Annotated in this window: 20 protein-coding genes; 5 read left to right on the top strand and 15 right to left on the bottom strand. The window is 70.4% G+C overall.

Going from position 1 to position 23162, the window contains the following annotated elements:
- Positions 1–5: 5 nt before the first annotated feature.
- The 7 genes from PU630_RS07430 to PU630_RS07400 all read right to left on the bottom strand — a co-directional run bounded on the left by PU630_RS07430 (position 6) and on the right by PU630_RS07400 (position 6796).
- A complete protein-coding gene (locus PU630_RS07430) occupies positions 6–737 on the bottom strand; it encodes a 16S rRNA (uracil(1498)-N(3))-methyltransferase (protein WP_275279726.1) in 732 nt (243 codons plus the stop codon).
- 3 nt (positions 738–740) lie between these two features.
- Positions 741–1856, bottom strand: a complete 1116-nt coding sequence (gene dnaJ, locus PU630_RS07425) for a molecular chaperone DnaJ (RefSeq protein WP_275279725.1) — start codon at positions 1854–1856, stop codon at positions 741–743.
- 51 nt (positions 1857–1907) lie between these two features.
- Entirely contained in the window at positions 1908–2954 is a 1047-nt protein-coding gene (hrcA, locus tag PU630_RS07420) for a heat-inducible transcriptional repressor HrcA (protein ID WP_275279724.1), read from the bottom strand.
- A gap of 102 nt (positions 2955–3056) precedes the next feature.
- On the bottom strand, positions 3057–4274 hold the full coding sequence (gene hemW, locus PU630_RS07415) for a radical SAM family heme chaperone HemW (RefSeq protein WP_275279723.1): 1218 nt from the start codon (positions 4272–4274) through the stop codon (positions 3057–3059).
- 7 nt (positions 4275–4281) lie between these two features.
- On the bottom strand, positions 4282–4929 hold the full coding sequence (locus PU630_RS07410) for a DUF1990 domain-containing protein (RefSeq protein WP_275279722.1): 648 nt from the start codon (positions 4927–4929) through the stop codon (positions 4282–4284).
- A 44-nt stretch (positions 4930–4973) separates the two neighbouring features.
- Positions 4974–5627, bottom strand: coding sequence for a response regulator (locus PU630_RS07405; RefSeq protein ID WP_275279721.1), 654 nt, complete (start codon positions 5625–5627; stop codon positions 4974–4976).
- Entirely contained in the window at positions 5624–6796 is a 1173-nt protein-coding gene (locus PU630_RS07400; protein ID WP_275279720.1) for a sensor histidine kinase, read from the bottom strand. Before PU630_RS07400 ends, PU630_RS07405 begins: the two co-directional genes overlap by 4 nt.
- 164 nt (positions 6797–6960) lie before the next feature.
- On the opposite strand from PU630_RS07400, the gene PU630_RS07395 reads away from it, so the two are divergent.
- Positions 6961–7677: a hypothetical protein gene (locus PU630_RS07395; RefSeq protein ID WP_275279719.1), complete on the top strand. Its 717-nt coding sequence runs from the start codon at positions 6961–6963 to the stop codon at positions 7675–7677.
- Between the two features lie 34 nt (positions 7678–7711).
- On the opposite strand, the gene lepA is transcribed toward PU630_RS07395, so the two are convergent.
- Positions 7712–9562: a translation elongation factor 4 gene (gene lepA, locus PU630_RS07390; protein ID WP_275279718.1), complete on the bottom strand. Its 1851-nt coding sequence runs from the start codon at positions 9560–9562 to the stop codon at positions 7712–7714.
- Positions 9563–9605: 43 nt separating this feature from the next.
- Here lepA and PU630_RS07385 point away from each other — a divergent pair, with 43 nt between their 5' ends.
- Entirely contained in the window at positions 9606–10346 is a 741-nt protein-coding gene (locus PU630_RS07385; RefSeq protein ID WP_275279717.1) for an alpha/beta fold hydrolase, read from the top strand.
- Here PU630_RS07385 and PU630_RS07380 read toward each other — a convergent pair.
- Both PU630_RS07380 and PU630_RS07375 read right to left on the bottom strand, forming a co-directional pair.
- Entirely contained in the window at positions 10279–11544 is a 1266-nt protein-coding gene (locus PU630_RS07380; RefSeq protein WP_275279716.1) for an MFS transporter, read from the bottom strand. The genes PU630_RS07385 and PU630_RS07380 overlap by 68 nt on opposite strands.
- Positions 11541–12899: a GH1 family beta-glucosidase gene (locus tag PU630_RS07375; RefSeq protein ID WP_275279715.1), complete on the bottom strand. Its 1359-nt coding sequence runs from the start codon at positions 12897–12899 to the stop codon at positions 11541–11543. Before PU630_RS07375 ends, PU630_RS07380 begins: the two co-directional genes overlap by 4 nt.
- 205 nt (positions 12900–13104) lie before the next feature.
- Here PU630_RS07375 and rpsT point away from each other — a divergent pair, with 205 nt between their 5' ends.
- Entirely contained in the window at positions 13105–13365 is a 261-nt protein-coding gene (rpsT, locus tag PU630_RS07370) for a 30S ribosomal protein S20 (RefSeq protein ID WP_275279714.1), read from the top strand.
- Between the two features lie 82 nt (positions 13366–13447).
- Here rpsT and holA read toward each other — a convergent pair whose 3' ends face one another.
- From holA to pabB, 5 genes are all read right to left on the bottom strand, one after another.
- Positions 13448–14476, bottom strand: a complete 1029-nt coding sequence (gene holA, locus PU630_RS07365; RefSeq protein WP_275279713.1) for a DNA polymerase III subunit delta — start codon at positions 14474–14476, stop codon at positions 13448–13450.
- 9 nt (positions 14477–14485) lie between these two features.
- Entirely contained in the window at positions 14486–16825 is a 2340-nt protein-coding gene (locus PU630_RS07360) for a ComEC/Rec2 family competence protein (protein WP_275279712.1), read from the bottom strand.
- A 1-nt stretch (position 16826) separates the two neighbouring features.
- A complete protein-coding gene (locus PU630_RS07355) occupies positions 16827–17435 on the bottom strand; it encodes a ComEA family DNA-binding protein (RefSeq protein WP_275279711.1) in 609 nt (202 codons plus the stop codon).
- A 92-nt stretch (positions 17436–17527) separates the two neighbouring features.
- The gene (gene leuS / locus PU630_RS07350) at positions 17528–20068 is read right to left on the bottom strand and encodes a leucine--tRNA ligase (protein ID WP_428981988.1); all 2541 of its coding nucleotides are present in this window, start codon (positions 20066–20068) and stop codon (positions 17528–17530) included.
- Between the two features lie 48 nt (positions 20069–20116).
- A complete protein-coding gene (gene pabB, locus PU630_RS07345) occupies positions 20117–21376 on the bottom strand; it encodes an aminodeoxychorismate synthase component I (RefSeq protein ID WP_275279709.1) in 1260 nt (419 codons plus the stop codon).
- A gap of 42 nt (positions 21377–21418) precedes the next feature.
- Between pabB and PU630_RS07340 the strand changes: the two genes are divergently transcribed.
- Both PU630_RS07340 and PU630_RS07335 read left to right on the top strand, forming a co-directional pair.
- Complete coding sequence (locus tag PU630_RS07340) at positions 21419–22102, top strand: DedA family protein (RefSeq protein ID WP_275279708.1); 684 nt, start codon at positions 21419–21421, stop codon at positions 22100–22102.
- A gap of 5 nt (positions 22103–22107) precedes the next feature.
- Positions 22108–23145: an App1 family protein phosphatidate phosphatase gene (locus tag PU630_RS07335; RefSeq protein ID WP_275279707.1), complete on the top strand. Its 1038-nt coding sequence runs from the start codon at positions 22108–22110 to the stop codon at positions 23143–23145.
- Positions 23146–23162 lie beyond the last annotated feature (17 nt).

The following is a 23162-nucleotide window of genomic DNA, read 5'->3' as shown; positions in this document are numbered from 1 at the left end:
GGGGCTCACCATCGTCCGAGGCGCGTGCTGACCACGGCCACGGCCGCGGGGCCGGCGGTCGAGGTGCGCAGCACCGTGTCGCCGAGCACGGCGATGGTCGCGCCCGCGTCGGAGAACCCGGCGAGCTCGTCGGGTGCTATGCCGCCCTCGGGGCCGACGATCAGGACGACGTCGCGCGAGCCTGCGACGTCGAGTCCGCTGACTCGCTCGGCACCGGTCGGCTCCAGGACGACGAGACGGGATGCCGCGGCCCGGCCCACCAGCTCACGGGTCGTGGCGACCTCGGCCACCTCCGGAATCCACGCGCGGTGCGCCTGCTTGGCCGCTTCGCGGGCGATCGCCTGCCACCGGGCGCGCCCCTTCGCCTTCTTGGCACCCTCCCATCGCGAGACGCTCCGGGCTGCCTGCCAGGGGACTATCTCATCCACGCCCAGCTCAGTGGCCGCCTGTACCGCGAGCTCGTCGCGGTCGCCCTTGGCCAGAGCCTGTACGAGCACGAGGCGCGGAGTCGGTGCGGGGACCTCCTCACGCGCGATCACGCGGACGACGACCTCCTTGGGCCCCACGCTCTCGCACTCGGCCGTCAGCCAGGCGCCCCGGCCGTCGCCGAGGGTGATCCGCTCGCCCTCGCGCACCCGACGCACGACCGCCGCGTGGTGCGCCTCCGCGCCGGTGAGCGCGACACGGTCGTCGACGCGGGCGTCGGCCGCGGCATCCACCACGAAATGCAGCGCCATGAGTCAGTTGCGGAAGCGATCGCGCAGGCGCGAGAACAGCCCCTGCTGGAACTCCGCGAGCTTGGGTCCCGGCGCCTTCGTCTTCTTCTTGAAGTCGGCGATGAGCGCCCGTTCCTTCGCGTCGAGGCGGGTCGGGGTGATCACATGCACACCGACGCGCAGATCGCCGCGGCCGCCGCCGCGCAGCGCCGTGATGCCGCGGTTCTTGATGGTGAGCACGTCTCCGCTCTGCACGCCCGGGCGCAGCTCGAGCTCGACCGTGCCGTCGAGCGAGTCGATCGTCGTGGTCGTGCCGAGGACCGCGTCGGGCATCGACACTTCGAGCGTCGCGAGCAGATCGTCGCCCTCACGGCTGAAGACATCGTGGTGCGCGACGGTAATCTCCAGATACAGGTCGCCGTTGGGACCGCCGGCCGGACCCACCTCGCCCGAGCCGGGCATCTGCAGACGCAGCCCCGACTCGACGCCGGCGGGGATGTCGACCGACACCGTGCGACGTGCGCGCACCCGACCCTGCCCCTGGCAGGTCGCGCACGGGTACGGGATGGTGGTGCCGTAGCCCTGGCACACGTTGCAGGGGGCACTGGTGACGACGTTGCCCAGCAGGCTGCGCACCGTGCGCTGCACGTGACCGGTGCCGTGGCAGATCTCGCAGGTGACCGGCGAGGTGCCCGGCTGGCAGCACGAGCCGTCGCACGTCTCGCACAGCACGGCCGTGTCGACCTCGATGTCGCGGTGCACACCGAACACGACATCGGCCAGCTCGAGGGTCACGCGCACGAGGGCGTCTTGTCCGCGCTCACGGCGCGAGCGCGGGCGCGCCCCCCGCTGGCCGCCGCCGGCGGCACCGAAGAACGTCTCGAAGATGTCGCCGAAGCCGCCGAAGCCGCCCGCGCCGCCGAAGGCCGAGTCGCCGCCCATGTCATAGCGCCGACGCTGTTCGGGGTCGCTCAGCACGTCGTAGGCGTGCGTGACGTGCTTGAACTTCTCTTCGGCGTCCACCCCGGGGTTCACATCGGGGTGCAACTCGCGTGCCAGCCGCCGGTACGCCTTCTTGATCTCGTCCGCCGTCGCGTCGCGTGACACGCCGAGTACTTCGTAGTGGTCCTGATCAGCCACAATCGCCTTCCTGCCCGCGCTGCGGCGCGGGTTCGTCGTGTGTGTGCCGGGTCAGTGGCCCGACTCGTCCTCTTCGAGCAATCTGCTCAAGTAGTGCGCGACGGCTCGCACCGCCGCGAGGTTGGTGGGGTAGTCCATGCGGGTGGGGCCGAGCACCCCGACGCGTCCGCGGGTGCGGGCCACATCGTAGTCGCCGACGACGAGCGACGCCTCGGCAAGACCGAAGGGGGCGTTCTCGCGCCCGATCGATGCGGCGAGCCCCTCCTGATCGGCCACCATCTCGCTCATCAGCCGCAGCAGCGTCACCTGCTCCTCGATGGCCTCCAACAACGGATAGATAGATCCGCGGAAGTCCGCCTCGCTGCGTGCGAGGTTCGCGGCGCCCGCCATCAGAAGCTTGTCCTGCCGGAATTCCTCGAGCTCCTCGGCCACCACGCCCAGCAGTGACTGCAGCGCCGGGTCGAGCCGGGCCGGCGCGCTCTGCTCGGCGATCGTCGCGAGAAGCGCTGTGACCGCTTTGGCGCCTTCGCCGACGCTGTGGCCGGTCAGCAGCACCGACAGCCGGGCGCGCAGCTGCGCGGCATCCGCCTCATCCAGGGTGAGGGGCAGGGGCACGATGCGCTGCGAGACACGTCCGGTGTCGGTCACGAGGATCACGAGCAGCCGCGCGTCACCGAGGTCGACGAGCTCGACGTGCGTGACGTTCGCCTGCGCGAACGAGGGGTACTGCACGATGGCGACCTGACCGGTGAGCCGGGTCAGCGCCCGCACCGTGCGCGCCAGCACATCGTCGAGGTCGGTGGACCCGTCGAGGAAGGTCGTGATCGCCGAGCGCTGTGCGGAGCTCAGCGGCCGCAGCTCGGCGAGGTGGTCGACGAAGACGCGGTACCCCTTGTCGGTGGGGACGCGCCCCGACGAGGTGTGGGGCGCGGCGATGAGCTCTTCGTCTTCGAGCAGCGCCATGTCGTTGCGGATCGTCGCCGCCGACACGCCGAAGGCGTGGCGGTCGACGATGCGCTTGCTGCCGACGGGCTCGCGTGTCTCGACGAAGTCCTGCACGATGGCCTGGAGCACCTGCAGTCCGCGATCCGTGACCATGCGCGCTCCCTCCATCCACTGGCACTCGTCTGGGTCGAGTGCCAATTCTAGCGAGTCTCGCTGGAGAACCGCTCGGGGGCCCAGGGCGTGGCGCGAGAGCAGTCAGTCGGTCAGCGCCCGCACCACCGCGTCCGCGAGCAGCCGGCCCTTCCGCGTCAGGACGATCCGGCCGCGAACGGCATCCGCACCCGAGACAAGACCGTCGGCGATCAGACCCGCGACGGCCTGCCGACGATCGCCGGCGACGTCGGCCACCGGCATCCCCTCCCGTATCCGGGTACGCAGCAGCACCGACTCCAGCTGTCGCGCCGCGGCATCCGGACGCTCCCGCCCCGCCGCCGGCGACTCGCCCGACGCCAGCCGCTGCGCATAGGCGGCCGGATGCTTGACGTTCCACCAGCGCAGGCCCGCGACATGACTGTGCGCGCCGGGACCGAACCCCCACCAGTCGTGGCCGCGCCAGTAGGCGAGGTTGTGCCGCGAGCGGTGCGCGTCGGCGCGCGCCCAATTCGACACCTCGTACCATTCGAATCCCGCGTCGGCGAGCAGCCCGTCGGCCAGCTCGTACATGTCGGCCTGCAGATCGTCGTCGGGGGCGGGCACCTCGCCGCGGCGGATCTGTCGCGCGAGCTTCGTCCCCTGCTCGATGATGAGCGCGTACGCCGAGATGTGGTCGGGTTCCAGCGCGATCGCCGTCTCGACCGAGCACCGCCAGTCCGCCAGCGACTCCCCCGGTGCGCCGTAGATGAGGTCGACGCTCACGTCCAGGCCGGCCGTACGAGCAGCGGCCACCGCCGTGCGCACGTTGGCCGGGTCGTGCGTGCGGTCAAGCGCGGCCAGCACCTGCGGCACCGCCGATTGCATGCCCACCGAGAGCCGGGTGACGCCCGCCGACGCGAGCTCAGCGACCACGGCGTCCGTCACCGTGTCGGGGTTGGCCTCGACCGTGACCTCGGCGCCTTCTTCGATCCCGAAGGCATCGCGGACGCCGTCGAGCATCCGGGCCAGATCGCCGGGCGGCAGCAGCGTCGGAGTGCCCCCGCCGAAGAAGACGGTGGATGCCGCGCGGCGGGCTGCTACGGCATCCATCACCTCCCGCGCCAGCGCGATCTCACCCAGCAGGGTGTCGGCATACTGATCCTGCCGGGCGCCGCGCAGCTCGGTCGCGGTGTACGTGTTGAAGTCGCAGTAACCGCAGCGCACGCGGCAGAACGGCACGTGCAGGTAGACGCTGAACGGCACATCGTGGTCGACCGCCAGATCAGACGGCAGCGCACCGTCGGCCGGCGCCGGATCGCCCAGCGGCAGCGCCGAGCCCATCAGTCGTTCACCGGGCCGCGTACAGCGGCGAGATGGCGCGCAGGTACCGCTGGAAGAGCGCCTTGCGCCGACGCGGGACAAGCCACGGCATGGCCTTGTAGACGAACGACCGCGGCGCGTCGAACGCGCGCACGGTGAACCACACCTCGTCGTTCTCGTACCAGTCGATGATGAACGACTCTTCGCCGCTGACGACGGCGTCGCTGACCGTGCCGAGGAGGAAGCCGACGCGACGCGGTTCTTCGATGGCCTGGATGACGCGCATCTCGCCGCCGGCCTTCAGACCCTTGACGCGACCGCGGATGCGGATCGTGGCACCGGAGCTGACCCACGGTGTGCCATCGGCGTCGAAGCGCTGATCGGCCTCGAGCTTGCTCGGGGCGATCGGGGTGCCCTCGGCGTCGAAGCTGACGCCCGAGTACATCGGTCCGGATGCCGGACGGACATCGGTCACGGCGAGGCCCCCGTCGCGCTGCGCGCGCCACGAGAGGACCGCCTCGGACGCGGTGCGGAAGCGGTCTTCGCCGCTGCCGAGCCGCCACGACTCCTGCGCGGGACGACTTCGCTCCGGCGGATACTGCATCAGATCGGGAGCCTGGGTGGCCCCGACCGCTGCATAGTCCACCGTCTCGTCACGGAAGGTCCCTCGACGCATGGGCTTCAGCCTACCGAGGCCTGGCTGTGAGCGGCGTGCACGCGTCAGCCTCCCCCCGGCGCGACCAAACCCAGCTCATAGGCGGCGATCACCGCCTGTACCCGGTCGCGGAGGTCGAGCTTGAAGAGGATGCGACTCACGTGCGTCTTCACTGTGCCTTCGGAGACATGCAGCCGGGCTCCGATCTCGACGTTGCTCAATCCATCGGCGATAGCGACGAGCACATCCCGCTCGCGACTGGTCAGCTGCGCCAGCGGTCCGTCGCCGCGAGGCTGCGGGCGCGCGACGTACTGCTCGACGAGTCGACGCGTGAGCGCGGGCGCCAGCAGGAGGTCGCCGACAGCCACCTGACGGATGGCGGCGATGATGTACTCCGGCCCGGCGTCCTTCAGGAGGAAGGCCGCGGCCCCCGCCTGCAGGGCCGCATACACGTACTCGTCGAGATCGAAGGTCGTCAGCACGATCACTCGGGTCACACCTCCGGCGGCGAGCACACCGGGAATCGCCTGGATGCCATCGACCCGCGGCATCCGCACGTCCAGAAGCATTACCTCGGGGTGGTGTTCCCGCGCGAGGGTGACGGCGTCCACGCCGTCGGAGCCCTCGCCGACCAGGCGCAGGTCGGGTTGAGATTCGACGACCATGCGCAGCCCCGCACGGATGAGCGGCTGGTCGTCGACGATCGCCACGGAGATCATGCCGGGGGCTCCGGAAGTCCCGCGGTCACGACGAAGCCGCCGTCGGTGCGCGGGACCGCGGCGAGTGTGCCGCCCAATGCGTCGACGCGCTCGCGCATTCCGGCCAATCCGCGATTGCTGCCGGGGACGGATGCTGCAGCCCATCCCGGCGCACTGGAGACCTCGACCCGCAGTTCACCGTGCCCGTCGAGCCCGACGACGACGTCGACGTCGACCGGGCCGGCATGCTTGAGGACGTTCGTCAGGGCTTCCTGCACGACCCGGTAGGCGGCCAGCTGCACCCCCATCGAGGCGCCGTCGACGTCGTCGGCGTGCAGCCGCACCGTCAAGCCCAGCTCTCGCATCCGCTCGCACAGCGAAGGAAGGTCCGCCAGCGCGGGCTGCGGGGCGGGCGCCGCTTTGTCCGGTTCTCCCTCACCGAGCACCGTAAGGAGGGTGCGCAGTTCGCCGAGTGAGTCCTTGCCCAAGCGCTCGATGCGCGCGAGGGCGTCGACGGCCACGCCGGGATTCTGCGTCGCGGCGAGCCGGGCGCCGCCGGCCTGCATCACGATGACGGTGATGGTGTGCGAGATGACATCGTGCAGCTCGCGGGCGATGCGACCGCGCTCGCGAGCGCTCGCTCGTTCTTCGGCGACCGCACGCCGCGCGGCGTCCTCCAGAGCACGCAGCCGATACGCGGCAAGGGTCCGGGTCAACAGTCCCAGGGCGAACGCCGCGCCCACGAGGAAGGAGTTGTAGACGATGTCGCCCGCGTCACGCAGCTCGGCGAACTCGAGCGGCAGCACCACCATTCCGATAGCGCCCACTCCGAGCGCCACGAGCGCCGATCGCAGCCGGAGATGCCGCGAGCAGGAATACATCGCCACGAGCCAGACGGCGAACTCGTCCCAGTAAGTGAGCGCCATCGGAAGCACCAGGGGCGGCACGAAGACCAGGACCAGGACGACGACGAGCACCACCAGCGGATATCGACGCCGAAACAGCAGCGCGGCGCACGAGAGCGCACCGGGCACGAGCGCCGTGATCGGCGGCGCCTCCCCCACCGGAATCGCGAACGCACCGGTGAAGACGTCGAGCAGCCCGAGCCCGAGCAGGATCACCGGCGGTGCGACGTCGTACACGACACCCAGCCCGTGCTGCGCCCACCATCCCCTACGACCGTGGCCCATGTCGCAAAGGTACTGCGTCGCGCCCGGGCGCACGTCTGCCTCACGACAGAGAGACGTCCCTCCCGCGGCCGAGCGAATCCGGTCCCACGGCCGACGCGCGGACGGCGAGCGCGATCTAGCGTGGGCTCGCCCCGGAAGACGGTTCCGGTGCGACGGGAGGAATCATGGACAGGGAATGGACACGGACGGATGCCGCACGGCGGTGGATCGTGGTGGCGGGACTGGTCGTGGGACCAGTGCTCGCAGCGCTCTCGGTCGTTGTCGGCATACGACTGGGCGGTGCGGACATGCGGGCGCAGTTCACGAGCATGGGCGCTCACGCCGGAACGGTGCTGGCACAGGACGTGCTCGAGACTGCGGGGTTCGTGCTCGTGCTGGCAGCGCTCGCCGGTGCCACCGGCGCGCTGCGGGTGCGCGGCGGAACGCTCGGCACCGTCGGGGCCGCGCTATCGGTGGTGGGGATCACCGGCTTCGCCGCCTCGAACGCGACCGGCCTCGCCGTGGTCGCTCTCGCGCAGCAGCCTGACCAGGACGCGGCGTTCCGCACAGCGATGGCGATGAGTTCGCAGGGGGTGCTGGCCACGGCCGGCACGCTGGGGTTCGCGCTCGAGATCGTCGCACAGGTGGGCATGCTCCTGGTGTTCGCAGGGCTGGTGCGTGCGCGGCTGGCGAGTGTCTGGGTGCTGCCGATCGTCGTGGTCGGCGTCGCCGTGAACGCCGTCGTGGGGACGATGGCGGCGACCCTGGTCGCAGATCTCCTGCTCGTGGCAGTCTGCGTCTGGACGGCGCTGCGGGTAGCCCGGTGCAGCCGCGCCCAATGGCTGGGTCAGGTCGTTCCTGCTCCGCACGCCCGTCGGGTCGCCGTGCCCGACATCGCGTGACCACAGAAGGGCCCTCACCGCACCGCGGCGAGGGCTACTTCTTGTCTTTGCCCTCGACGTCGCCCGAAAGAGCAGCGATGAAGGCCTCTTGCGGCACTTCGACGCGGCCGACCATCTTCATGCGCTTCTTGCCCTCTTTCTGCTTCTCGAGCAGCTTGCGCTTGCGGCTGATGTCGCCGCCGTAGCACTTGGCCAGAACGTCCTTGCGGATCGCGCGGATGTTCTCGCGGGCGATGATGCGGGCGCCGATCGCGGCTTGGATCGGCACCTCGAACTGCTGGCGCGGAATGAGCTTGCGCAGCCGCTCGGTCATCATCGTGCCGTACGAGTAGGCCTTGTCGCGATGCACGATCGAGCTGAAGGCGTCGACCCGCTCACCCTGCAGCAGGATGTCGACCTTGACGAGGTCGGCCTCCTGCGTGCCGTGGGGCTCATAGTCCAGCGAGGCATAGCCCTGCGTGCGCGACTTGAGCTGGTCGAAGAAGTCGAAGACTATTTCACCGAGCGGGATGTTGTAGCGCAGCTCGACGCGGTCTTCGCTGAGGTAGTCCATGCCCAGCAGGCTCCCTCGGCGGGATTGGCACAGCTCCATGACGGTGCCCACGAAGTCCTTGGGAGTGAGGATCGCGGCCTTCACCATGGGCTCGGAGACGGTGGCGACGCGTCCGTCCGGGTACTCGCTCGGGTTGGTGACGGTCACCTGCTCGCCGGTGTCGGTCGTGACGTCGTAGATCACGCTCGGCGCGGTCGTGATCAGATCAAGATCGAACTCACGCGCGAGCCGCTCGGTGACGATCTCGAGGTGCAAGAGGCCGAGAAAGCCGCAGCGGAACCCGAAGCCCAGCGCCACCGACGTCTCGGGCTCGTACACCAGCGCGGCGTCCGACAGCTTGAGCTTGTCGAGTGCCTCACGCAGCTCGGAGTAGTCGCTGGCGTCGATCGGGTACAGACCCGAGAAGACCATCGGCTTCGGGTCGGTGTATCCGGGCAGCGCGTGCGCGGCCGGCTTCCGGGCGTCGGTGACGGTATCGCCCACCTTCGACTGGCGCACATCCTTCACGCCGGTGATGAGGTAGCCGACCTCGCCGACGCCGAGCCCCTCCGCAGGGGTCGGCTCGGGGCTGGACACCCCGAGCTCGAGCAGGTCGTGGGTCGCACGCGTCGACATCATCTGGATGCGCTGCCGCGGCTGCAGACGCCCGTCGATCATGCGCACGTACGTCACGACGCCGCGGTAGGCGTCGTACACCGAATCGAAGATCATCGCGCGAGCGGGCGCGTCGGCGTCACCTGTGGGGGCCGGGATGCGCTCGACGATGAGATCGAGAAGCTCCTCGACACCTTCTCCGGTCTTGCCCGACACACGGAGCACATCATCGGGACTTCCGCCGATGAGGTTCGCCAGCTCCGCCGCGAACTTGTCGGGGTCGGCGGCGGGCAGGTCGATCTTGTTGAGCACGGGGATGATCTGCAGATCGTTCTCGAGCGCCAGGTAGAGATTCGCGAGGGTCTGCGCCTCGATGCCCTGCGCGGCATCCACCAGCAGGATCGCCCCCTCGCAGGCGGCCAGCGACCGCGAGACCTCGTACGTGAAGTCGACGTGGCCGGGCGTGTCGATCATGTTCAGCGCGAAGGTGCGATCGCCCGTCGCCCACGGCATCCGCACCGCCTGGCTCTTGATCGTGATGCCGCGCTCGCGCTCGATGTCCATGCGGTCGAGGTACTGCGCGCGCATGTCGCGATCGGCGACGACGCCGGTGATCTGCAGCATGCGGTCGGCGAGGGTCGACTTGCCGTGGTCGATGTGGGCGATGATGCAGAAGTTGCGGAGAAGCTCCGGGGGCGTCTGCGACGGCTCGAGGGGCTGTATGGCGCGTGGTGACATGTCCCCTCGATTCTACGGGGACGGCCTGTCCTACTCTGAAGGAATGGTGGCTCACGTCGTCTTCGTGCACGGCATCCGTACTTCGGCGACGATGTGGCGCACGCAGATCGAGCACCTGACCAGCCGCGGAATCCCCTCCACCGCGGTGGATCTCCCCGCCCACGGCACGCGCATGGCCGAGCCGTTCGGCTTGGACGAGGCGTTCGCGACGCTCGATCGTGCGGTAAGGGATGCCGCGGCCGACGGCCCCGTGCTGCTGGTCGGTCACTCCATGGGAGGGCTGCTGTCCACCGCCTACGCCGGCGGGCATGTTGCGCCGCCGCTGGCGGGGTTCATAGCCGCGTCGTGCACGTCGTTCCCGCGCGGGGCGGGACTCGCCGCGTACCGGTTCGCGACTCAGGCGATGACGGCGCTGCCCGATCACGGGCTCTGGCTTGCCGAGCGGGTGCTCGAGGCGACCCTGCCGCTGGACACGCGGGCCGACTTCGGTGCGGGTGGCTATGCCTTTCTCGCGCAGGACGCCGCGCTGCGCAGCCTCGCACAGCTCGACCTGGCTGCAGCTCTGCGGCGCATCCGTGTGCCCACCTGGTTCGTGAACGGGCAGTACGACCAGCTGCGCATCAACGAGCGCACGTTCTGCGCCCTCGTGCCGCACGCCGAGCTCATCGTCGTGCCGCGCACGACGCATCTTGTCACGGCGATGCGGCCGCGCGTGTTCAACGCAGTGCTGGATCTGGCTTTGGCGACGGTGCGTTCCGCCGATCCCGTGCGAAACCCGACATGATGCCGCCGATCGCCGAGAGCACGACGCTGAAGACCAGCAGCAGCCAGAACCCGCCCACGAGCGCCACGAGCAACGCCCCTACCAACGGGCCGACGAGCTGACCCAGCGCTGCAGCGGTGTTGACCAGACCCAGATCGCGCGCGTGGTCGTCGGGGTGCGGCAGCAGGTCGGTCGCGAACGCCAGCCCCACCGTCGAGAAGGCGCCGTAGCCGACGCCGAGCAGGGCTGCGGCGATCATCGTGGTCACCAACGACGGCGAGACGAGGATCACCACCGCGGCCGCCGCCTGGACGAGAGCGGAGACCACCGTGAGCCGGCGACGCGCACCGGTGCGGTCGGACCACCCGCCGGCGAGCACCGAGGCGAGCACGACGAAGATCGTGTAGACCACGATGATCAGCAGCAGGTTGTCTTCTGCCTGGGCCTTCGGCTGACCGAGACCGTACATGAGGAAGAACAGGAACAGCGTCGTCGGCAGCGCGTTGCCGACGTTGGTGACGAAGCGCCCCCACACGACCCAGGCGAAATCGCGGTTGCGGAGTGATTCCCACGGAAGACCCCGTCGCTCGCGGACCGGCTGCTGCGCGGCATCCGGTCTCGGATCCGGCAGCAGCACGGCGGCGAGCGTGCCGACCACCGCGATGAAGACGGCCAGGACCAGGTAGCCGGCGAGCACACTGAGCCCGAGCAGCACGACGGCGCCGACACCCACCACGATGCCGATGGCCTGCGACGAACTCGCCGAGGCGGCCGCGGCACCGCGCTGCGACTCGGGCAGCTGGTCGGCGATCAGCGCCGTGAAGGCGGCCGAGGCAACCGCGACCCCGATCGAGACGCCGGTCCAGGCCAGGCCGATCGGCCACGCCCCCTGTGCAAAGCCGGTGAGCACGAGGCAGAGCGCGGTCAGCCAGCTCGCACCGACCGCCCACGGCCGCCGACGACCCCACCGCGACCGGGTGCGGTCGGAGAGCGCACCCGACAGCGGCGCCGCGACGATGCCGGCGAGACCGCCGATGCCCAGCACGATGCCCGACGACACGACGCCGTACACCCACGTTCCGGCTTCGCCCGGGGTGTCGAGCTGGGTCGGCAGCAGCAGCTGCACAGGTGTGAGCTGCACAGTCCAGATCGCCAGCCAGGCGAGGGTGAAGAGGAGGAACCAGAGTCGGCCGACCTTGGCGACGGGGGGAACGCTCATGCGTGTGCCTCTCGGATGAGGGCGCGATACCAATCGAACGATGCCTTCGGTGTGCGCTGTGAGGTGTGCTGGTCGACGTGTACGAGCCCGAACCGCTGGGTGAACCCGTCGGCCCACTCGAAGTTGTCGAGCAGCGACCACACGGTGTACTCCCGGACGTCGACGCCGGCATCGATCGCGTCGGCGACCGCGGCGATGTGGCCGGCGAGGTAGGCGATGCGGTCGTCATCCTGCACACGCGTTGCCGCCTCGGGCTCAGGGAAGGAGGCCCCGTTCTCGCCGATGACCACGGGTGGCAGACGGTCGCCGTAGCGGTCGCGGAAGTCGATGAGCAGCTCGCGCAGCGCCGCGGGATCGATGGGCCACTCCGGGCCGAAGCCGGTGACCGGCATGCCCGGTGTGGGTACCAGTTCGAAGGGCAGCGGACCGGGCTGTGTGGCCCGGGTGACGGTGGTCGGGTTGTAGAAGTTGATGCCGTAGAAGTCGAGCGGGGTGGCGATGACGGCCATGTCGTCGCCACGTACGGGCATGGGCGGCAGGCCGAAGGTCTCGAGGTCGGGGTACTCGCCGGTCAGGAGTGGGTCGGCGAAGATCCGGTTGTGCAGGAGATCGTACGTCGCCACCGAGGCGCCGTCGTCGGCGTGCAGCGCTCGCACGAGGGTGTGGTTGTTCGGGATGCCGATCTCGGTGGCGCCCGCCGCGCGCAGGGCCCGCACCGCGCGGCCGTGCGCCAGAAGCTGATGGTGGACAGTCGAGAGGGCGCCGAACAGCAGCTGCCGCGCAGGCGCGAGCGTGCCCAGCCCGTACCCCTGCAGGGACATGGAGACCGGCTCGTTGATCGTGTACCACTGGCGCACGCGGTCGCCGAACCGGTCGGCTGCGATGCCGGCAAAGTCGGCGAAGCGATCGGCCATATCCCGCGAGAGCCAGCCGCCGGCGTCTTCGAGCTGCTGCGGGTGGTCCCAGTGATAGAGCGTGGGAAACGGCGTGATCCCGGCATCCAACAGTCCGTCGATGAGGCGGTCGTAGTAGTCCAGTCCGCGCGGCTCTGCGGGCCCGGTGCCGTCGGGCTGGATCCGCACCCACGACAGCGAGAACCGATACCTGTCGACACCGAGCTCGCGCAGCAGCGCGATGTCGTCGCGATACCGGTGGTAGCTGTCGGGCCCGGGCTCGGCGGTGGAGGCGTCTTTGACCCAGCCGGGCACGGCAACCTGGGTGTCCCAGATGCTGCGGCCCCGCCCGTCGCCGGTACGGGCGCCTTCGATCTGGAAGGACGAGGTCGCCGCCGACCAGCGCAGGGGTACGCGAAAGCGTGCCGCCAGCTGTCGGGGGTCGAATGTCGGCTGTGACATGGATGTCTCCTCGCTCGTCGTCGTGCGAGAGTGTTCGGGTGAAGTAATCATGGTGCACGCGCGCCGGATGCGCGAATCGGGGTGTCCGGCGTTTCCTGGTAGACTCTTCTCTTGGCTTGCGTGTGGGTTTTCCCGCACACGCCCGAAGGCGCCCTCTCTGCCCGACGGCTCTCAACCGATCACCTGAACGAAAGAACGTCCACACGTGGCAAACATCAAGTCGCAGATCAAGCGCAACAAGACCAACGAGAAGGCGCGCGAGCGCAACAAGGCCGTCAAGAGCGAGCTGAAGACCGCGGTGCGTCGCACCCGCGAGGCTGTCTCGGCCGGCGACAAGGCCGCTGCCGAGAAGGCGCTGCTGCAGGCGGGCAAGAAGCTCGACAAGGCCGTCAGCAAGGGTGTCATCCACAGCAACCAGGCCGCCAACCGCAAGTCGGCGATCGCCAAGCAGGTTGCCTCGCTCTGACGCGACCGGCATCGTCCGAAGCCCGTCCCCCAGGGGGCGGGCTTCGTCGTTTCGGAGTGGGGGCTCGCTCGTCGGGCGGCCGTCAGCCGCCGAAAGGCGCGCGCGTGGCGATGACGGTGATCATCCGCTCGAGAGCGAACACCGCATCGCGCGAGGCTCCCTTGACCTCGGCGTCGGCGCGGGCCGTCGCCTGGATCGCGCGGCCCAGGCTCTCTTCGTTCCAGCCTGAGAGGTCGCGGCGGGCGCGGTCGACCTGCCAGTCCTTCATGCCGATCTCGGCCGCGAGCGCCGCCGCCGAGGCGCGGCGCCCGGCCACCCGAGCCATCGTCCGCAGCTTCATCGCGACCGCAGCGACGAGCGGCACGGGATCGGCGCCCGAGTCGAGGGCGTGACGCAACGCGATGAGCGCGTCGCCGTGACGACCGGCGATGGCGGTGTCGGCGACGGCGAACGCCGTCGTCTCGACCCGCCCGCCGTAGTACCGCTGCACGACGTCGGCCGTCACTTCGCCGGGCACATCGGAGATGAGCTGCTGACACGCGGCCGCCAGCTCCGTGAGGTCGTCGGCGAACGCCTGGGTGAGCGCGCGCAGAGCTGCGGGCGCGATCTTCTTCTTGGCCGCCTTGAATTCTCCGGCAGCGAAGTCGTAGCGGTCGCCGTCGCGCTTCACGGCCGCACACGGCACCTCGACGGCGGTGCCCGCGGCCGCACGGATAGCGTCGAGCAGCTTCTTGCCGCGCACGGTCGCGCCGGTGTGGCGCAGGATGACCGTCGCGCCTTCCTGCGGGTGCTGCAGGTAGGCGAGCGCCTCGGTCAGAAACGCGTCGGACGACTTCTCTCCCCCGGTGATGCGCACCAGTCGCGGCTCGCCGAACAGCGACGGCGAGGTCAGCGCCATGAGGGTGCCCGACTCATAATCGTCCGCGCGGAGGTCGCTGACCTCGAGGCTCGGGTCTTCGGCGCGCAGGTAGTCGCGCACGGCTGCTATCGCCCGTTCTGCGCACACCTCTTCGGGGCCTGAGACCAGCACGATCGGCGCCGGTTGCGGGGTGCGCCAGTCCAGCTGCGGAATCGCGCTCTTCGCGCGAGCGGGAGGACGACGAGCCGGCATGCCTCCAGCCTACGGGGCGGCGCCGACATCGGCGGTGCGCCGCAGAGATGGCGGCGCCCGCTCACGCCAGATATCGAGACCGCCGTCCCCGCCGACCGACACCGCCACCACGCCCGATTGGTCGGTGCGCCCGATCGTCATGCCGTCGGCCTGGAGAAAGGCGAGCGTCTCGGCGCGGGGATGTCCGTAGTCGTTGTCGAGTCCCACCGAAATCAACGCGACCGCGGCGCCGAGAGACCGGTAAAGCTCGGGGTCCTGATCGGCGCTGCCGTGGTGGGCCACCTTCACCACGGCGTACGGCGGCCGCAGCACGTGTGACGCGCGCAGCGCACGCTGGGAGGCGGCATCCATATCTCCGAGATACAGGGATGCCGGCACTCCCCCGCCCCGGAAGTCCAGCACCACGCTGGCCTCGTTGCCGGTGGGGAACGCAGGATCGTCTGCGCGCGGCCAGAGCACGGTCCAGGTTGCGCCCCCGACCCTTCCCGACATACCGGCCGCGGCATCCACCACCTGCGCGCCCGCGGATGCGAGATCGGCGAGCGTCCGTCGATCGGCCGCGCCACCCGGCGGCCCGTGCAGGACGACCGTCGCCTCGCCCTCGACGGCGTCGAGCCCGCCGATGTGATCCTGGTCGTAGTGCGTGAGCACCAGCAGATCGAGGCGATGGATGCCGAACCTGTCGAGGCAGGCACGCAGCGGCGCCGGATCGGGCCCGGTGTCGATGAGGGCCACCGCGCCGGCCGAACGGACGAGTATCGCATCGCCCTGACCGATGTCGCACAGGGCGATGGCCCAGTCGCCCGGCAGCGTCAGACTGCCCACCGTCGTGCGCAGCGCTGCTGTGCCCGCTTGAACGCCCACCAGGACCGCGAGCGAGGCGGCCGCCGCACCGCGCGCGATGCGCCATCCGCGGCGTTCGATGCGCGGCAGCAGCAGCACGACCGTCGCCGCGCCCGCCGCCGTCAGCGCGAGCGCGCCGATGACACCAGACGGCCAGGGAAGCGCCGCCTGCGGCAGCGTGACGCTCACCAGCGCGGTCTCGCTGATCCAGGCGGCAGGCAGCCAGGTGAGCGCGACGAGCCCGGATGCGAGCACAGGGACCACGGGCGCGGCCACGCACGCCGCCAGCCCCAGCACCGTCGCGATCGGCGCCGCGGGCGCCGCAAGCAGGTTTGCCGCGACGCCGTACAACGGCACGGTCGGATTGATGAGGATCAGCAGCGGCCCGCACACCAGTTGCGCGGCCAGGGGCACCGCGAGCCCCAACGCCAACGCCTGCGGCAACCACCGCGACAGGCCGCGCGCCAGCGGCGCCGCAAGCACGAGCAGCGCCGCGGTCGCCGCCGCCGAGAGGGCGAAGCCCATCGACACAGCGAGCCACGGGTCGGCGATCAGCACGACGACCACCGCGAGCGCGAGCAGTGAGACGCCGGCACCGACCCTGCCCAGGAGCACGCCCAGCATGGCGATCCCCGCCATCGCCGCCGCACGGACCACACTCGGCTCGGGCGTGACCAGCACCACGAAGCCCGCCAGCGCCGCGATGCCGACGCCGACCCGCACACCGCGCCGCGCACCGCACAGTGCCGCCGCACCGAACGCGAGCCCGACGACGATCGCGCAGTTCGCTCCCGAGACCGCCGTCAGGTGTGAGAGCGAGGCCGCCTTCATTGCGGCATCCAGCGCACCGGTCACGCCGCCGGTGTCTCCGACCGCGAGGCCCGGGATGAGACCCGCGGCCGGCTGAGGCAGCCCCTCGGTGGCCCCGGCCAGCGCGTGACGCATGCGGGCCGCCATGGCGGCGACACCGGCCGGCTCGGAGACGACCGCGAGCCCCCGCCCCGCACTGACGACGAGCACCGCGCGCTCCCCCGCGTCGGCGGCGAAGGCCGTGCCCGAGGCAGTGACTCGGGCCCCGACGTCAGCCCCGGAATCGGCGCGAATGACGACGGGCACCGATACCGCGACGCGCCGCTCGCCGATGTCGATCCCGTCGGCTCGCGCGTCGAAGGCCACCTGCCCCGACGCCGTGCGCTCCGCTTTGCCGGTGACGGTCGCGTGCACGACGACGGCGCGTCCGCCGCCGATCGCCAGCTCAGAAGCGGCGGCGCGCGCCGGTTGGGCGAGCGCGACGTGGGATGCCGCGGCCGCCGCCATGGCGAGGCTCACCGCGATCAGAGCCCAGGCCGTCGTGCGCGTCCGCGTCGTGATGCACACGGTCACCAGAGACGTCGCCCACAACCCGAGCGCGATCCATCGCGCGACGCCCGGGAGCATCACGCCCGCGGCCGCCCCTCCCCACGCCGCGGCGGCGATCGGGACAAGCCGCAGATCTCGTGTTCGCATGTCACACCGTCACCGCGTCGCGCAGCCCCGCCAAGAGCTTGTCGCCGATGCCCGAGACCGCGAGCAGGTCGTCGATGCTCGTGAACCGGCCGTTCTCGTCACGCCAGGCGATGATCCGCTGTGCGAGCGCCGGGCCGATGCCCGGCAGCTCTTCGAGCGCGGCCTGGTCAGCGGTGTTGAGGTTCAGCTTGCCGCCACCGACGGCGCCGGCGCCACTGCCGGGCGCAGCCGTCGCCTGCTCGCCCTTCTTCGGCACGACGAGCTGCTCGCCGTCGCTGAGCGGCCGCGCCAGATTCACGCCGTCGCGCCCCGCACCCTTGGCGAACCCGCCGGCGGCGGCCACGGCATCCACCACTCTCGATCCATCGGGCAGCACGTACAGGCCCGGATCGCGCACCGCGCCCGACACGTGCGCGTACAGCTCGGTCGCAGCCCCGGTCGTCGCCGCCGGAGTCTTGTCGATCGTGACGGCCTGCGTGGGCGCCGACTGGCCCCGGAAGATGCCGATGCCCACCGTGATAGCGAGCGCCACCAGCACGAGCACCACCGCGGCGCCCAGCCCGAGCCGGTGGCGCGCCGACGCACGCGGTTCGGATTCGGCAGACGACACGGCACCACGCTAGGCGCGCGCCGCGCGACGCAGACGGCGTCTCCCCCGATCGGTGGACAACTCCCCGCCCACCCCCGTCTGGGGAGGAACCGCTACTTCGTGCTGAAGCTCACGATCTTCGGGGCACGCACGATGGCGCGCGTGATCGTGCGGTCGCCCAGCGAACGCCGCACATGCTCGTCATCGCGGGCGAGCTGCTCGAGCGCGTCGGGAGCGATGTCGGCGGGCACGTCGATCTTCGCGCGCACCTTGCCGTCGATCTGCACCACCGCGGTCGCACTCTCGTCGACGAGCAGCGAGGGGTCGGCGGTCGGCCACTCCACGAGACCGATGAACGGCTCGTGGCCGAGCACCGACCACATCTCCTCGGCCGTGTGCGGCGCGACCAGGTCGAGCACCTGCGCGGTGACCTCGGCGGCTTCGCGCACCGCGGGGTCGGCGGCTCCGGCACCGCTGTCGATCGTCTTGCGGGTCGCGTTCACGAGCTCCATCAGACGAGCCACGATGACATTGAACTTCGTCTGCTCGACCAGGCTCGGAGCGTCGGCCAGCACCCGGTGCGCGACACGACGCAGTGCGACGTCACCCGTCGCCGCGTCGGCACCGACAGGGCCTGCCACATCGTGCGCCACGCGCAGCGCGCGCGCGAGGAACTTCGTGGCACCGGTCGCCGACACGTCGGCCCAGTCCTTGTCATCCTCCACCGGTCCCGCGAACGCGAGCGCGGTGCGCAGCGCGTCGGCACCGTGCGCGTCGAGCTCTTCGTTGAAGAGCACGAGGTTGCCCTTCGACTTCGACATCTTCGCGCCGTTGAGGATCACCATGCCCTGATTGATGAGGCTCGAGAACGGCTCGTCGAAGTCGATCAGCCCCATGTCGTGCAGCACCTTGGTGATGAACCGCGCGTACAGCAGGTGCAGGATCGCGTGCTCGACCCCGCCGATGTAGAAGTCGACGGGCGCCCAGCGGGCGGCCTCGGCCGGGGGGAACGCGTGCGCGGCGGAGCCCGGCGACAGGAACCGCAGGAAGTACCACGAGCTGTCGACGAAGGTGTCCATGGTGTCGGGGTCGCGCCGCGCAGGCGCGCCCGTGGCCGGCTCGGCCGTCGTGACCCACTCGGTCGCGGCCCCCAGCGGGGACTGACCCTTGGGCTTGAGGTCGAGGTCCTTCGCCTGCGGCAGCAGCACCGGCAGCTGGTCTTCGGGCACAGGGACGATCTGGCCGTCCTCGGTGTGGATCATCGGGATGGGCGTGCCCCAGAACCTCTGCCGCGAGATCAGCCAGTCACGCAGGCGGAACGTCGTGGCGGCATGGCCGGCCTCGCGCTTCTCGAGCTCGGCGATCATCGCGGCGATCGCCTCCTTCTTGCCCAGGCCGTCGAGCGCACCCGAGTTGATCATGCGGCCCTCACCCGCCATCGCCGTGCCGGTGGCCACGAGGTCCAGCTCGTCCAGCGTCGGACCGCCCTCGACCGTCGTGTCGACGACGACCCGCACCGGCAGGTCGAACGTGCGCGCGAAGTCGAGGTCGCGCTGGTCGTGCGCGGGCACGGCCATGACGGCACCATGGCCGTAGTCGGCCAGCACGTAGTCGGCGGCCCAGATCGGCAGCCGCTCGCCGTTGATCGGATTGATCGCGTACCGGCCCAAGAAGACGCCGGTCTTCTCGCGCTCGGTGCTCTGCCGCTCGATGTCGGTCTGCTTCTGCACCTTCTCGAGATATGCCTGGAACTGCATACGCACGTCTGCGGGGGCCTCGGCGACCAGCTCGGCGGCCAGGTCGGAGTCGGGTGCCACGACGAAGAACGTCGCGCCGTACAGCGTGTCGGGGCGCGTCGAGAACACGGTGACCTTCTCGGCACGGCCCTCGATCTCGAAGTCGATGTCGGCGCCGATCGAGCGGCCGATCCAGTTGCGCTGCATCTGCAGCACCTTGTTCGGCCAGTGCCCCTCGAGCGTGTCGAGGTCGTCGAGCAGCCGGTCGGCGTAGTCGGTGATGCGGAAGTACCACTGCGTGAGCTTCTTCTTCACGACCTCGGCACCGCACCGCTCGCAGTGCCCGTCGACGACCTGCTCGTTGGCCAGCACGGTCTGGTCGTTCGGGCACCAGTTCACCGGGCTCTGCTTGCGGTAGGCCAGCCCACGCTCGTACAGGCGCTGGAACAGCCATTGGTTCCAGCGGTAGTACTCAGGGTCGCTCGTGTGCAGCTCGCGGCTCCAGTCGAACGAGACGCCGTACTGGCGAAAGCCGGTCTTCTGCTGGTCGATGTTCGCGTAGGTCCACTCGCGCGGATCGGCGCCGCGCTGGATGGCAGCGTTCTCGGCGGGCAGCCCGAACGAGTCCCACCCGATCGGGTTGAGCACGTTGTGCCCGCGGTGTCGCCAATACCGCGCGACGATGTCGGAGTAGAGGTAGTTCTCGGCGTGCCCCATGTGCAGATCGCCCGACGGGTAGGGGAACATCGCCAGCACATACTTGCGCGGCCGCGTGTCGTCGTCTCCGCCGGCCCGGAAGGGCTCCTGCTCAGCCCAGAGTCGCTGCCACTTCGCCTGGATGACGTGCGGGTCGTAGCCGCCCTCGGTCGGGGCGTCGGTAGCGGTGGTCTGAGACACGGATGGAGCCAATCGGATCATGTCGGGATGCCGCGCGAAACGCGCATCCTTCAGGATACCAGCGGCGCCTCACCATCCCGTCGGGGGGACAGCGCCCACGGCCTTCAAGGGCGCGCGCGCCTTCAGTCCGACCTCGGCGACCTCCTCCGCGGCATCCGACAGCCATGTGATGCCGCCCCCTGCACCGACGTATGCACCGCCCGGATGCGTGACGATCGAGCGGATCACCATCGCAAGATCCAGGCCGCCGTCGGCGCCGATCCATCCGAAGCAGCCCGAGAACACGCCGCGCGGCCCCTGTTCGAGCGCGTGCAGGATCGTCATCGCCGACAGTTTCGGGGCGCCGGTCATGCTGCCGGCCGGAAAGGCCGCGTCGAGCACCTGGCCCACGGTCACCCCGTCCGCAAGCGTGCCTGCCACCGTGCTCACCAGCTGGTGCACGGCCGGGTAGCTCTCCACCGCGAGCAGGCGCTCGACGGTCACGGTGCCCGGCATGCACATGCGGGCGAGGTCGTTGCGCATGAGGTCGACGATCATGACGTTCTCGGCGCGCTCCTTCGGGCTCGCACGCAGCTCTGCGGCCAGCAGCGCGTCGGAATCGGCATCCCTCCCCCGCGGCCGTGTGCCCTTGATGGGGTGCGTCCGCACGGTGCGTCCGCTCACCTCGAGGAAGCGCTCCGGACTCGCACTCACCAGCGCGACTCCGCCGCTGCGGATGATTCCGCCGTGGTGCGCGGGCGTGGCTTCGCGCAGCGCGCGGTGCGCGGTGATCGGGTCCACGTCGCCGTCGACCTCGAACCGCGTGGTCAGGCACAGCTGGTACGCGTCGCCGGCGCGGATCGCGTCGCGGCACCGGGCGATCAGCGCCGCGTACTCCGCCGGCGTGTGACGGCTGCGGGCGTGGGATGCCATGGCTCGCGGCGCCTGCCGAAGGCGTGGTGCGGGCCTCTCGATGTCGATGTCGCCATGACAGGTCACCGTGCGCTCGGCGTGGTCGAAGACCGCGAATCCGCGCACGGCGAGCAGGAGTTCGTCGGGGATGCCGGGAGTGGATGCTGCCACCGGGGCCCCTGCGAAGGCCGCGCCCCTCTCGTACCCGAACCAGCCGACCCAGCCCCCGCGGAACGGGCCGTCGCCGCCGGTGACGACCGCACGGCGCACGTTCGCGGCGTCGTCGGGAACACCCCAGCCGATGATGCTGACCCCCTCGATCGCACCGGGTCCGGCATCCAGCCAGAAGACGCCGTCGTGGAGCGCTGCGACGGCGTCGAACACGTCGCCCGGATCGCACCACGGCAGCTCCGCGCGGGGGGCCAAGACCTGGGGCATGCTCCCAGGCTAGAGGTGCCGCGCGCCCGTAAGCTCGGCGGGGTGAACGATCTGCTCACCGGCCTGCTCGACTCCGTGCAGAGCGTCGCCCCGATCTGGCGCGTGTTCATCGCCGGGGTGGCGATGATGCTCGAGACGAGTGTGCTGGTGGGGCTGTTCGTCCCCGGCGACACGATCGTGATGGTCGCCGGCACCGCGGTGGAGTCGTTCTGGGAGGGCGCCGGGCTCGTCGCGACGATCATCGTGGCCTCGCTGATCGGCGAGAGCATCGGGTTCTGGCTCGGCCGCCGCTTGGGGCCGCGGATCCGCACCTCCCGGATCGGCGGCTGGATCGGCGAGAACCACTGGCAGCGCGCCGAGCGGTATGTGACCCGACGAGGCGGCATCGCCATCCTGGTCTCGCGCTTCCTGCCGGTGCTGCACTCGGTCGTGCCGCTCACTGTGGGCATGAGCGGATACCGGTATCGGCGCTTTCTCGCCTGGACGGCGCCCGCATGCGTGCTGTGGGCGAGCATGTACGTCACGGTGGTCTCGATCGCCGCCCACACCTACCGGGATGCCGCCGACACCGTGCACATCGCCGGCTACATCTTCATCGGCGTGATCGTCGCCTTCCTCTTGCTCGTGGTGGCCAGCAAGAAGCTGCTCGAGCGCATCGAGCGCCGGCACCTCCGCGAAGAGGCCGAGCCGTCCGTTGGGAGCGACGGCGCCGCCATGCGAGACTGAGACGGATGCCCGAGAACTCCGCCGCGACGCAGCGCGCCGATGTGCTGTGGCTCGCGCGCCTGGAATACCGGTTCCACGCGTGGCGAGAGCGACGTGCGCGCAAGCTCGGCCTCACTCCCACCGTCGCGGCCTTCCCCGGCTACGGCGGGGCCGGCTGGGTGCGGGTGCTGGGGCGCGTCCTCATCACCCCGGCAGGACGACGCGATGCCGGCAGCGAGTACTCGTCCGTGCGGGGCTGGCGCAGCTTCTTGGCGGTCCCGATCGGCTTCGCGCAGGTCACCGTGCGCATCGGCGACGCGACGCACGAGGTCGTCGCCGACCGAGGCGGCGTCGTCGACACCGTGCTGCAGGCGGACCTCTCCCCCGGCTGGCACGCCGTGGCGATGTCGGTCGAAGACGGCGAGCCGGTCGAGACACGGGTGTTCGTGGTGGGCGACGATACGCGCTTCGGGATCGTCTGCGATGTCGACGACACCGTCATGGTCACGGCCCTGCCGCGTCCGCTGGTAGCGGCGTGGAACTCCTTCGTCGTCGACGAGCACGCCCGCCAGCCGGTGCCGGGGATGTCTGTTCTGCTGGAGCGGCTGGTGCGCGAGAACCCCGGGGCGCCGGTCGTCTACCTCTCCACGGGGGCATGGAACGTGGGACCGACGCTGCTGCGGTTTCTCAGCCGGCATCTGTTCCCCGCCGGCGCGGTGCTTCTGACCGACTGGGGGCCGACACACGACCGGTGGTTCCGCAGCGGTATCGAACACAAGAGCGCGAACCTCGAGCGGCTGGCCGAGCAGTTCCCGCAGATCAAATGGCTGCTGATCGGCGACGACGGGCAGGCCGACGACGCCGTCTACACCGCGTTCGCCGGCAATCACCCGGAGAGCGTCTCCGCGGTCGCGATCCGGCGCCTGTCGTCGACGCAGGCGGTCCTCGCCGGTGGGCGCACCACGGTGAACGACCACTCGGCCTCCGCGGTGCCGTGGGTCAGCGGCGACGACGGCGCGGCTCTGCTCGAGCGCCTGGAAGACGCCGGGATCGCCCGGGACTAGGGCATCCTCACAGCCCC

It is taken from the genome of Microbacterium horticulturae (assembly GCF_029094505.1).
GTDB lineage: Bacteria > Actinomycetota > Actinomycetes > Actinomycetales > Microbacteriaceae > Microbacterium > Microbacterium horticulturae.
The sequence above is the reverse complement of the archived record's forward strand: the minus strand, read 5'-3'. Positions and strand labels throughout refer to the sequence as shown.